The organism is uncultured Alsobacter sp. (genome assembly GCF_945952055.1).
GTDB lineage: Bacteria > Pseudomonadota > Alphaproteobacteria > Rhizobiales > Beijerinckiaceae > Alsobacter.
Map to the genome: position 1 here is coordinate 193,923 of NZ_CAMFHB010000006.1, position 11,229 is coordinate 205,151.

Annotated in this window: 13 protein-coding genes; 11 read left to right on the plus strand and 2 right to left on the minus strand. The window is 67.9% G+C overall.

All coding sequences use genetic code 11. The features are described from left to right. The first annotated feature begins 13 nt into the window (after positions 1-13). From Q0Q47_RS07085 to denD, 6 genes are read left to right on the plus strand one after another with little or no spacing between them, the layout of a single operon-like run. Positions 14-739, plus strand: coding sequence for a GNAT family protein (locus Q0Q47_RS07085; protein WP_293856516.1), 726 nt, complete (start codon positions 14-16; stop codon positions 737-739). Then, positions 736-1,197 (plus strand): GNAT family N-acetyltransferase, encoded by a 462-nt coding sequence (locus Q0Q47_RS07090; RefSeq protein ID WP_293856519.1) that lies wholly within the window; start codon positions 736-738, stop codon positions 1,195-1,197. Before Q0Q47_RS07085 ends, Q0Q47_RS07090 begins: the two co-directional genes overlap by 4 nt. A 25-nt stretch (positions 1,198-1,222) precedes the next feature. Continuing rightward, on the plus strand, positions 1,223-1,969 hold the full coding sequence (locus Q0Q47_RS07095; RefSeq protein ID WP_293856522.1) for an SDR family oxidoreductase: 747 nt from the start codon (positions 1,223-1,225) through the stop codon (positions 1,967-1,969). Positions 1,970-2,010: 41 nt separating this feature from the next. Then, entirely contained in the window at positions 2,011-2,307 is a 297-nt protein-coding gene (locus tag Q0Q47_RS07100; RefSeq protein ID WP_293856525.1) for a BrnT family toxin, read from the plus strand. Then, positions 2,288-2,563, plus strand: a complete 276-nt coding sequence (locus Q0Q47_RS07105; RefSeq protein ID WP_293856528.1) for a CopG family antitoxin — start codon at positions 2,288-2,290, stop codon at positions 2,561-2,563. The genes Q0Q47_RS07100 and Q0Q47_RS07105 overlap by 20 nt, the downstream gene beginning before the upstream one ends. Positions 2,564-2,611: 48 nt before the next feature. Continuing rightward, a complete protein-coding gene (gene denD / locus Q0Q47_RS07110; protein ID WP_293856531.1) occupies positions 2,612-3,592 on the plus strand; it encodes a D-erythronate dehydrogenase in 981 nt (326 codons plus the stop codon). A gap of 160 nt (positions 3,593-3,752) precedes the next feature. Here denD and Q0Q47_RS07115 read toward each other — a convergent pair whose 3' ends face one another. Both Q0Q47_RS07115 and Q0Q47_RS07120 read right to left on the minus strand, forming a co-directional pair. Then, a complete protein-coding gene (locus tag Q0Q47_RS07115; protein ID WP_293856534.1) occupies positions 3,753-4,598 on the minus strand; it encodes an AprI/Inh family metalloprotease inhibitor in 846 nt (281 codons plus the stop codon). Positions 4,599-4,602: 4 nt separating this feature from the next. Beyond that, positions 4,603-5,544, minus strand: a complete 942-nt coding sequence (locus Q0Q47_RS07120; RefSeq protein WP_293856573.1) for a 2-hydroxyacid dehydrogenase — start codon at positions 5,542-5,544, stop codon at positions 4,603-4,605. 258 nt (positions 5,545-5,802) lie between these two features. Between Q0Q47_RS07120 and Q0Q47_RS07125 the strand changes: the two genes are divergently transcribed. The 5 genes from Q0Q47_RS07125 to Q0Q47_RS07145 all read left to right on the plus strand — a co-directional run bounded on the left by Q0Q47_RS07125 (position 5,803) and on the right by Q0Q47_RS07145 (position 11,116). Continuing rightward, positions 5,803-6,858, plus strand: coding sequence for an ABC transporter ATP-binding protein (locus Q0Q47_RS07125; RefSeq protein WP_293856537.1), 1,056 nt, complete (start codon positions 5,803-5,805; stop codon positions 6,856-6,858). A gap of 99 nt (positions 6,859-6,957) precedes the next feature. Further along, entirely contained in the window at positions 6,958-8,265 is a 1,308-nt protein-coding gene (locus Q0Q47_RS07130; RefSeq protein WP_293856540.1) for an extracellular solute-binding protein, read from the plus strand. Between the two features lie 98 nt (positions 8,266-8,363). Then, positions 8,364-9,332 carry a carbohydrate ABC transporter permease gene (locus Q0Q47_RS07135; protein WP_293856543.1) on the plus strand — a complete coding sequence of 323 codons (969 nt, stop codon included), beginning with the start codon at positions 8,364-8,366 and terminating at the stop codon, positions 9,330-9,332. Continuing rightward, positions 9,325-10,224, plus strand: a complete 900-nt coding sequence (locus tag Q0Q47_RS07140) for a carbohydrate ABC transporter permease (protein WP_293856546.1) — start codon at positions 9,325-9,327, stop codon at positions 10,222-10,224. The genes Q0Q47_RS07135 and Q0Q47_RS07140 overlap by 8 nt, the downstream gene beginning before the upstream one ends. A 4-nt stretch (positions 10,225-10,228) precedes the next feature. Next, positions 10,229-11,116: an NAD(P)-dependent oxidoreductase gene (locus Q0Q47_RS07145; RefSeq protein ID WP_293856549.1), complete on the plus strand. Its 888-nt coding sequence runs from the start codon at positions 10,229-10,231 to the stop codon at positions 11,114-11,116. Positions 11,117-11,229: the final 113 nt, after the last annotated feature.

Here is an 11,229-nt window from a genome sequence, read left to right on the forward strand (position 1 = left end):
GCAGAGTCACCCCATGTCCGAACCCGCCTCCGTCCCCGATCCCGCGTCCGGTCTGCCGATCGGGCCGGAGGCGTCCGGCCATCCGGCTCCGCGCCCGCAGCGCAAGGTGCTCGAAGGCGCGCGCGTCCGGCTCGAACCGCTCGACCCGGCCCGCCACGGCGACGCCTTGTGGGAGGAGTCCCACGGCCCCGACAAGGACGTGGTCTGGCAGTACCTGTTCGAGCCGCCCTTCCCGGACCGGGCGGCGTTCCAGGCGCATCTCGAGCGCAAGGCCGCGTCGGAGGATCCGCTGTTCTTCGCCGTGGTCGACAAGGCGCGCGATCGGGCGCTCGGCTACCAGACGCTGATGCGCATCGACACGACCCACCGCGTCATCGAAGTCGGCAACGTCATGTACGGCACCGGGCTGCAACGCACGCCGCTGTCGACGGAGGCGCAGTATCTTTTCGCCCGCCACGTCTTCGACGATCTCGGCTACCGGCGCTACGAGTGGAAGTGCAACGCCCTCAACGCTCCGTCGCGCCGCACGGCCGACCGCCTGGGCTTTACCTTCGAGGGCATCTTCCGGCAGCACATGATCGTGCGCGGCCGCAACCGCGACACGGCCTGGTTCTCGATGATCGACACGGAGTGGCCGACCATCCGGGCCGGCTTCGAGGCCTGGCTCGCGCCCTCCAACTTCGATGCGGCGGGCCGCCAGAAGGCGAGCCTCGCCGATCTCAGGGCGGCAGCCGCGTGAGCGCGTCGCTGTCGGGACTTCGGCGTGCCGTGCCGGCAGACCTCGGGCCGGTCGTGGCCTTGCAGCAGGCGGCCTACGCCGCGAACCGGATCGTGCTCGGCGTCGAGCCGCTGCCGCTGAAGGCGGACTATGCGGCCATCCTGCGCGACGACGAGGTCTGGCTCGCGGAGGACGCCAACGGCCTCACCGGCGTCCTCGTGCTGCAGCCCCGGACGGACGACCTCCTGATCTGGAGCGTGGCCATCGATCCCCGGGCGCAGGGCACGAAGCTGGGCAACGTCCTGCTGGGGGCGGCGGAGGACCGCGCCCGCCAGCTCGGGCGCCCGATCGTTCGCCTCTACACGGGGCAGAAACTCACGCGCAATGTCGCGTGGTACAGCCGGCACGGCTATCTGGTCGAGCGCGTCGAAGCGCTTGCCGATCGCACGGCCGTCCACATGATGAAGCCGCTGGGCTGAGGCCGGGGCAGGGGAGGACAAGGACATGGCAGGACGTCTGAAGGGGAAGGTGGCGCTCGTCACGGCTGCGGGTCACGGCATCGGCCGCGCCATCGCCAAGGCCTTCGTGGCCGAAGGGGCGACGGTGTGGGCGACCGACGTCGACGTCGCCCGGCTCGAGGGCATCGACCGTGCCAAGCGCCGCAAGCTCGACGTGCTCTCCGACAAGCAGGTCGCCGCCTTCGCCGAGAAGGTCGGTCCGGTCGACATCCTCGTGAACGCCGCGGGCTACGTCCACCATGGCACCATCCTGGAATGCGACGACAAGGCCTGGGACTTCTCCTTCGACCTGAACGTCCACTCCATGCACCGCACCATCAAGGCCTTCCTGCCCGGCATGCTGGAGAAGGGCGGCGGCTCGATCGTCAACATCGCCTCGGGCGCCGGCTCCGTTCGCGGCATCCCGAACCGCTACGTCTACGGAGCGACGAAGGCCGCGGTGATCGGCCTCACCAAGGCGGTCGCGGCGGACTTCATCCGCAAGGGCGTGCGCGCCAACGCGATCTGCCCGGGCACCATCGAGTCGCCCTCGCTGGACGACCGCATCGCGACGCTCGCCAAGACCACCAAGCAGCCGGTCGACAAGGTTCGCCAGGCCTTCATCGACCGCCAGCCCATCGGCCGGCTCGGCAAGCCCGAGGAAATCGCGGCCATGGCCGTCTATCTCGCCGGGGACGAGTCGAGCTACACCACGGGCCAGATCTTCCTCGTGGACGGCGGCTTCGCCCTGTAACGTCAATGCGTTTGTATTGACAGTGCGCGCCTGGGAGTCCCATGCTCGTCGCCGGCTTCGATTGGGACGACGGCAATCGTCACAAGATGGCAAAGCACGGTTTGTCGGCGGACATCGTCGAAGGCGTGCTGCGGGGGCCGTTGAGGGTGGCGCCCGACCAGGCCCATTCCGGGACCGAACGGCGCTATCGCGCCGTCGGTCGCACGATGCAGGATGGGCGGGCCGTGTTCGTCGTGTTCACGTTGCGCGAGCTCGACGGTGCAGTCCGCATCAGGCCGATCAGTGCTCGCTACATGCACGCGAAGGAGATCAGGCGCTATGAAGAAACGCATTCCTGATTTCAAGACTGACGAGGAGGCAGAGGCCTTCGTCGAGGAAGCAGACCTCAGCCAGTATGATTTCTCCGACTTCAAGGCATTTTCCTTCGAGTTCGCGCCCAAGTCGAAGTCAGTGACCATGCGCCTGCCCGAGACGTTGCTAGACGCCGTGAAGGCTCGTGCGGCCGAGAAGGGCATTCCTTATCAGCGCCTTATCAGGCAGACGCTCGAGCGCGAGGTCGCACGCTTGCCGGCCCTCTCGAAAGTGAAACGCTGATTCCGAACACCAACTCGCCCTGAGAAAACACCCAGTAGGAAACGCTCCATGCACATCCTCATCATCGGCGCGGCAGGCATGGTCGGGCGCAAGCTCACCGAGCGGCTCGCGAAGGACGGCCACATCGGCGGCAAGGCCATCGAGCGGGCCACCCTGCACGACGTCGTCGAGCCGGCCGTCCCGGCGGGGGCTCCCTTCGCGGCCGTGACGGTCGCCTCGGACTTCTCCGAGCCGGGCGAGGCGGGCAAGCTTCTCGCCGACCGGCCGGACGTGATCTTCCACCTCGCGGCCATCGTGTCGGGCGAGGCGGAGGCCGATTTCGACAAGGGCTACCGGATCAATCTCGATGGCTCGTACCGGCTGTTCGAGGCCATCCGGGCGATCGGCGACGGCTATCGCCCGCGCGTGGTCTTCACATCCTCGATCGCGGTGTTCGGCGCGCCGTTCCCCGAGGCCATCGGGGACGAGTTCTTCACGACGCCGCTGACCTCCTACGGGACCCAGAAGGCGATCGGCGAGCTGCTGCTCTCCGACTATACGCGCAAGGGAATCTTCGACGGCGTCGGCATCCGGCTGCCGACGATCTGCGTGCGCCCGGGCAAGCCCAACAAGGCGGCTTCCGGCTTCTTCTCCAACATCATCCGCGAGCCGCTGGCCGGCCACGAGGCCGTGCTGCCGGTCTCCGAGGACGTCCGCCACTGGCATGCCTCGCCGCGCTCCGCCGTGGGCTTCCTGCTTCACGCGGCCACCATGGACACGGCGGCCATCGGTCCCCGGCGGGCTCTGACCATGCCGGGCCTGTCCTGCACGGTCGGGGAGCAGATCGAGGCGCTGCGGCGGGTGGCCGGCGACAAGGTCGTCGCGCGCATCCGGCGCGAGCCCGACGAGACGATCATGAAGATCGTCGCGGGCTGGCCGCGCAACTTCGCACCCACGCGCGCGCCGGCGCTCGGCTTCAAGGCCGAGACCAGCTTCGACGAGATCATCAAGGTGCACCTCGAGGACGAACTCGACGGCAAGATCGCGTGAGTGTCAGCTGCGCCGCGAGGTGGTGCGTCCTTCGACACGCCGCCTCCGGCGGCTGCTCAGGATGAGGACGATTGGGGTGTTTGAACCACTATAAAGGTCCTCATCCCGAGCAGGCCGCGGAGCGGCCGTGTCGAAGGACGCAGGACGGCTCCTTGCCGCCCTACTGCTTCTTCAGGAAAAGCTGCGCCCCGCTCGGCGGGTCCTTCTCGAAAACGCCGTCCTTGCCCGGGGCAAAGCTCTGCTCGTGGCCTTTCCGGGCGACGAGGAGCAGGCGCCCGCGCTCGGTGCGCCAGCCGATCGGCTCGAACACCTTGAGGCCGGTGTCGAGGCAGCCGCCGGAGAGCACGGCGACATACTGCCCGCGCCGCGTCGAGGGGCGCTCGGTGAGGTCGATCGAGCAGATCGGCCGGTTCTTCTCGCGCGACACGCCGTAGAGACCCACGATGGTGGCGGGCTGGAGCGGCGGGAGCTCGGCGGCGACGGGATGATGCTCGAGCGCCGCGGACACGGCGCCCACCCGGTCCGGCGGCAGGGCGGCCGGAGCGGCCGTCTTGGCGCCCGGTTTGGTGATGGCGGCCGCGGTCGCCGCGTTGATCGGCGTCAGCACCAGCTCGCCCTGGGCGGTCTTGGTGCCGAAGCTCGGCCCCGGGCGGTCGCGCCGCAGGTCGAGCACCGAGACGCCGCCCGGATCGCGCAGGCTGATGGAGCCGTCGCTGTTGTAGGTCCAGCTCGTCACGCCGTTGACGACCGGCAGCGCCATGCGGCAGGCCGGCGGCATTCCGACCAGATAGCCGTGCAGGACGGTGTCCGTGGTCAGGTTGAGCCGGCAGGCCTTCGAGGTGAGCGGGTCCGTGAGCTCCCAGACGCCCGCGAGCGTCTTCACCAGCGCGGGCGGCTCGGGCTTCTTCGCCGCCTGCTGGGCGGTGGCCGTGCCCGGCCCCAGCATGGCGGCGAACGCAGCGAGGAGGAGGGCGCCAGCGGCGCCACGGCTCCGGTCTAAAGACATCCCGTCATCCCTTCGGTCGCGGCCAGGGCGTCTCGGCCACCGGCGTGATCGGCCCCTTGCCGGAAAACCACGAGACGATGTTGTCCACGACGAGCTGTCCCATCAAGCGCCGCGTGTGCTGCGAGCCCGATCCGACGTGAGGAAGAAGGACGATGTGCTCCATCGCCAACAGTTCCTCCGGCACCTTTGGTTCATTTTCGAACACATCGAGGCCCGCCGAGGCGATCGTGCGGTCCTTCAGCGCCCGGATGAGGGCCGGTTCGTCCACCACGCTGCCCCGCCCGATGTTGATCAGGATGCCCTGGGGACCGAGCGCCCGCAGCACCTCGGCGTCGATGATGTGGAAGGTGTCCGGCCCGCCGGGGGCGACGCTGATCAGGATGTCGACGTCGCGCGCCATCTCCACGAGGTTCGCGTAGTAGCGGTAGGGCACGCCCTTCTGCTCCGACCGGCCATGATAGGCGATCGTGAGGCCGAACGCCTCGCAGCGCTTGGCGATCGCCTTGCCGATCCGGCCGAGGGCGAGGATGCCCACGCTGCGCCCGCGCAGCGTGTGGGCGGTGAGCGGGAAGGGGCCCTTGCCGACCCACTGGCCGGCGCGCAGCCAGCGCTCGGCGGCCGAGAGCTCGCGCACCGTCATGAGGAGGAGGCCGAGCGCGGTGTCCGCGACCTCCTCGGTCAGCACGTCGGGGGTGTTGGTGACGAGGATGCCGTTCGGTCCGGCCCAGGCCGCATCCACCGAATCGTAGCCCACGCCGAAATTGGCGACGATCTCCAGCTTGGGCAGGCGACGCATGAACGCGTCGTCCATCTTGGCGTGGCCGCCGGTCGCGACGGCGCGAATCCGCGGGCCGACCGCCGCCATGAAGGCGTCCCGGTCCTGCGCGGCCGGAAGCCGGTGCAGCGTGAAGGTGGCCTCGAGCTGCTCCATGATCAGGGGCATCATCGTGCCGGTGGCGAGGACCTCGATGGTTTTCAACGTCATTCTCCCGCGATGGCAGCGCCAGCCGGGCGCAACCTTGTCGTCTCTTTAAATCGTTTGAGGCCGAACTGCTTCAGCTTTTGCAATCCGCCATGGCCGTGCCATGATGCCGTCGGCCGCGGTGGGGGACAAGCCGGTCGGCCGTCTCCCGCCCCTGCCGTCGTCCAACACACGCCCGACCGAAACGTGGCAAGGCCCGTGGCGGGCGCAAGGAGGGAACGCATGGCATCCGTCGACATCCACGACGTGCGCAAGGCCTATGGCTCGACCCAGGTCGTCCATGGGGTGAACATCGGCATCAACGACGGCGAGTTCGTCATCCTGGTCGGCCCGTCGGGCTGCGGGAAGTCGACCCTGCTGCGCATGATCGCCGGCCTCGAGAACATCACCGGTGGCGAGATCCGCATCGGCGACCGCGTCGTCAACGACGTGCCGCCGAAGGAGCGCGACATCGCGATGGTGTTCCAGAACTACGCGCTCTACCCGCACATGACGGTTTCCGAGAACATGGCGTTCTCGATGAAGCTGCGCGGGGCCTCCAAGCAGGAGATCGAGCAGCGCGTCAGCAAGGCCGCGGGCATTCTCGGCCTGGGCAACCTGCTCGACCGCTACCCCCGGCAGCTCTCCGGCGGCCAGCGTCAGCGCGTCGCCATGGGCCGCGCCATCGTGCGCGATCCGCAGGTCTTCCTGTTCGACGAGCCGCTCTCGAACCTCGACGCCAAGCTGCGCGTGCAGATGCGCACCGAGATCAAGGAGCTGCACCAGCGGCTTAAGACGACCACCGTCTACGTGACCCACGACCAGATCGAGGCCATGACCATGGCCGACAAGATCGTCGTGATGCACGACGGCATCGTCGAGCAGATGGGCGCGCCGCTCGAGCTCTACGATCGCCCGGCCAACCTCTTCGTCGCCGGCTTCATCGGCTCGCCGGCCATGAACCTGATGAAGGGCCGGATCAAGGACGGGCGCTTCGAATCCGACAAGGGCGGCTCGTTCCCGATCGGCGCCGTGCCGCACGGTTCCGAAGGGCGCGCGGTGACCTACGGCATCCGTCCCGAGCACATCCACCTCGCCGCCGACGGCCTGAAGGCCGAAGTGGTGGTGGTCGAGCCGACCGGCTCGGAGACCCAGGTGGTGGCCAAGGTGGGCGGGCAGGAGCTCGTCTGCGTGTTCCGCGAGCGCATCACGGCCAAGCCGGGCGAAACGCTCGGCATCGCCCCCGACGCCTCGCTCGTGCACCTCTTCGACGGCGAGACGGGCAAGCGTCTCGGCTGATTCGCGAACGGACCCCGGACGTTCCGGGGTCCACTCCACTGCCGGCCGGACCTCGATGTGCGGCCGTTCAAATCGTCATCAAAGGGAAGGAAAAATTTTATGTCGCATTTCAACCGTCGTTCCGTCCTCAAGGGCGGCGCCACGCTGGGCGCCCTGAGCGCCACGGGCCTGCTCGACTTCGCCAAGGCCTGGGCCCAGTCCCTGCCGTACAAGCCGGAAGCGAACGCCACCATCAACCTGCTGCGCTGGAAGCGCTTCGTGGAGGCCGAGGACGCGCAGTTCCTCAAGATCGTCGAGGCCTTCACCAAGGCCACCGGCGTGAAGGTGAACGTCTCCAACGAATCCTTCGACGACATCCAGCCCAAGGCGTCCGTCGCCGCCAACACGGGCACCGGCCCGGACATGGTGTGGGGCCTTCATTCCCTGCCGCACCTCTTCCCGGACAAGTGCCTCGACGTGACCGACCTCGCCGACTACCTCGGCAAGAAGCACGGCGGGTGGGTGCCCGCCGCGGTGGCCACGGGCACCAGCAAGGGCAAGTGGATCGCCATCCCGGTCGCCTTCAACGGCGGCTACATCAACTACCGCGTCGCGGCGGTGCAGAAGGCCGGCTTCAAGGGCGTGCCCGGCGATACGGCCGGCTTCCTCGAGCTCTGCAAGGCCCTGCAGAAGAACAACACCCCGGCCGGCTTCGCGCTCGGCCACGCCTCGGGTGACGGCAACGGCTGGATCCACTGGCTGCTGTGGTCGCACGGCGCCTACCTGATCGACAAGAACGAGAAGGTCATCATCAACTCGCCGGAGACGATCGCCGCGCTCGAGTACGGCAAGAAGCTCTACGAGACCTTCATCCCCGGCACGGCGTCGTGGAACGACTCGTCCAACAACAAGGCGTTCCTGGCGGGCGAGCTCTACCTGACCGCCAACGGCATCTCGATCTACGCCGCCGCCAAGGCGCAGGGCATGAAGGCCATCGCCGACGACATGGATCACGCGGCGTGGCCGGTGGGCCCGGTGGGCAAGCCGCAGGAACTGCAGCTCTGCTTCCCGATGCTGACCTTCAAGTTCACCAAGGCGCCGAACGCCTGCAAGGCCTTCACGGCCTTCCTGCTGGAGGCGGACAACTACAACCCGTGGCTCGAGGCCGCCGCCGGCTACCTCACCCAGCCGCTCAACGCCTTCGACAACAACCCGGTCTGGACGAAGGACCCGAAGAACACCGTGTTCCGCGACGCCGGCAAGCGCACGCTGCCGGCCAGCGGCATCGGCCCGGTGACCGAGAAGGCCGCGGCGGCGATCTCGGACTTCATCGTGGTCGACATGGTGGCCAACTACTGCACCGGCCGCGAGGACGCCAAGGGCGCCGTCGCGATCGCCGAGCGCCAGGCGAAGCGTCTGTTCCGCTGATGGCCAGGGACGGCTGCGGCGCCCGCCGCGGCCGTCCTTCTCCGACATGCCGGCGCGCGGGATGAGCCCCGCGCCGTTTTTCTGCCGGGGAGTTTTCGATGACAGACATGGCCGGCCGCATGGCTGCGGCGCGGCGACAGACCGGTTTTTACGACCGGCTGCGCGTCAACAAGAATTGGCAGGGCCTGTGGTTCATGGCCCCCGCCGCCGTCATCCTCCTGCTCTTCCTGGCCTATCCGCTGGGCAAGGGGGTGTGGCTGTCGTTCACCGACGCCAAGATCGGGCGGTCGGGCGAGTTCATCGGGCTCGAGAACTACGAGTGGCTCGGCTGGCCCTGGTGGAGCGACAAGGACGGCGTGTTCTGGCTCTCCGTGTTCAACACGATCGTCTACACCGTCGTCGCGTCGGCGGTGAAGTTCGCGGTGGGGCTCTACCTCGCGCTGCTCCTCAACGAGAAGATCCCGTTCAAGGCGCTGGTGCGCTCGGTCGTGCTGATCCCGTTCGTGGTGCCGACGGTGCTCTCGGCCATCGCGTTCTGGTGGATCTACGACAGCCAGTTCTCGATCATCTCCTGGTCGCTGAAGAATCTCGGCCTCATCGACCAGAACATCAACTTCCTGGGCGACCCCAACAACGCGCGGATGTCGCTGATCTTCGCCAACATCTGGCGAGGGGTGCCCTTCATCGCCATCACGCTGCTCGCCGGCCTGCAGACCGTGTCGCCCTCGCTCTACGAGGCCGCGACGCTGGACGGGGCGACCAAGTGGCAGATCTTCCGCAACATCACCTTCCCGCTGCTGACGCCGATCATCGCGGTGGTGATGACCTTCTCGGTGCTCTTCACCTTCACCGACTTCCAGCTCGTCTGGGCGCTGACCCGTGGCGGCCCGGTGAATGCGACGCACCTGATGGCGACGCTCTCCTACCAGCGCGCGATCCTGGCCGGAAATCTCGGCGAGGGGGCGGCCATCGCCACCGCGATGGTGCCGTTCCTGCTGCTGGCGATCATGGTGTCGTGGTTCGGCCTGCAGCGGCGGCAGTGGCAGCAGGGAGGCAACGATGACTGACCAGGCGGCGTCTTCCCGCGCGGCGCTCACCGATACGTCGGAGGGCATGAACTACCTCGACACGCTGCCGCGCCGGCTCGTGTCGGTCTACCTGCCGCTCTTCGTCATCATGATCGTGCTGATCTTCCCGTTCTACTGGATGGTGCTGACGGCCATCAAGCCGGACGAGCAGCTCATCGACCTCGACAACCACAACCCGTTCTGGGTCGTCACGCCGACGCTCAAGCACATCAACAAGCTCCTGTTCGAGAGCAACTATCCGCTCTGGCTGTGGAACACGATGTACGTGTCCGTGGCGGCGACGATCCTGTCGCTGATCGCCAGCGTGATGGCGGCCTACGCCATCGTGCGCATCCGCTACAGGGGGGCGCAGTGGGTGGGGGCGTCGATCTTTCTCGCCTATCTCGTGCCGCCGTCCATCCTGTTCATTCCGCTGGCCACCATCATCCAGGCCTACGGACTGTTCGACAGCCCGCTGTCGCTGATCCTGGTCTACCCGACGATCCTGATCCCGTTCTCCACCTGGCTGCTGATGGGGTACTTCAAGACCATCCCCTACGAGCTGGAGGAGTGCGCGCTGATCGACGGGGCGTCGCGCTTCCAGATCCTCACCAAGATCATCCTGCCGCTCGCAGTGCCGGGGCTGATCTCGGCGTCGATCTTCTCGCTCACGCTGTGCTGGAACGAGTTCATCTACGCGCTGACCTTCCTGTCCTCGACGCAGAACAAGACGGTGCCGGTGGCGATCGTCAGCGAATTCGTGGATGGTGACATCTATCGCTGGGGATCGCTGATGGCCGGCGCGCTCGTGGGCTCGCTGCCGCTGGTGATCCTCTACTCGTTCTTCGTCGAGCACTACGTGTCGGCCATGACCGGCGCCGTGAAGGAGTGATGGCATGAGCACGACCGTCGGTTTCGTGGGCCTCGGCGCCATGGGTTTCCCCATGGCGGTCAACCTGGTCCGGCGGCAGTTCCGGGTGCGCGGTTTCGACATGCGCCGCGAAGCCTGCGAGGCGCTGGCGGCGGAGGGCGGGACCGCCGCGACGAGCGCCGCGGACGCGGCGAAGGGCGCCGAGGTCCTGGTGCTCATGGTCGTCAACGCCGCCCAGGCGGAGAGCGTGCTGTTCGACGCGGGCGCGTGCGAGGCCATGGCGGAGGGCGGCCGCATCGTGCTGATGGCGACCTGCCCGCCCAGCGTGGTGGCCGCGCTCGCCAAGCGCGTGGCGGCGACCGGGCGGGTTCTGATCGATGCCCCGGTCTCCGGTGGCGTCGTCGGGGCGACGAAGGCGACGCTCACCATCATGGTCGGCACGCCGACGGCCGTCCTCGAAACGGTGAAGCCGGTTCTCGACGCGCTGGGCGACAAGGTCTTCCATGTCGGCCAGGAGCCCGGCCAGGGCGCGGCCGTGAAGACCGTGAACCAGCTGCTGTGCGGCGTTCACATCGCCGCGGCGGCCGAAGGGCTGGTGCTGGCGGAGAAGGCCGGCGTGGACCCGGCGCTGGCGCTGAAGATCCTGCAGGGGTCGGCGGCGGGCAGCTGGATGCTGAACGACCGCGGGCCGCGCATGCTGGAGGACGAGCCGCGCGTCACCAGCGCGGTCGACATCTTCGTCAAGGACCTGGGGATCGTTCTGGATGCCGGCCGCGCCGGCAAGGTGGCGACGCCGCTGGCCGCGCTGGCCCACCAGATGTTCCTGTCCGCCTCGGCCCAGGGGCTGGGCACCCAGGACGACAGCCAGGTGATCGAGGCCTACCGGTCGCTGGCCGGGCTGATGGGCGAGTGAGCCGCTGAAGGGTTCTACGTCCTTCGACACGCCACCTGCGGCGGCTGCTCAGGATGAGGACCTTTGCGCGAAGACACTGCGAGTGATGTGGCTCAGCGATTGGTGCGTGTTCA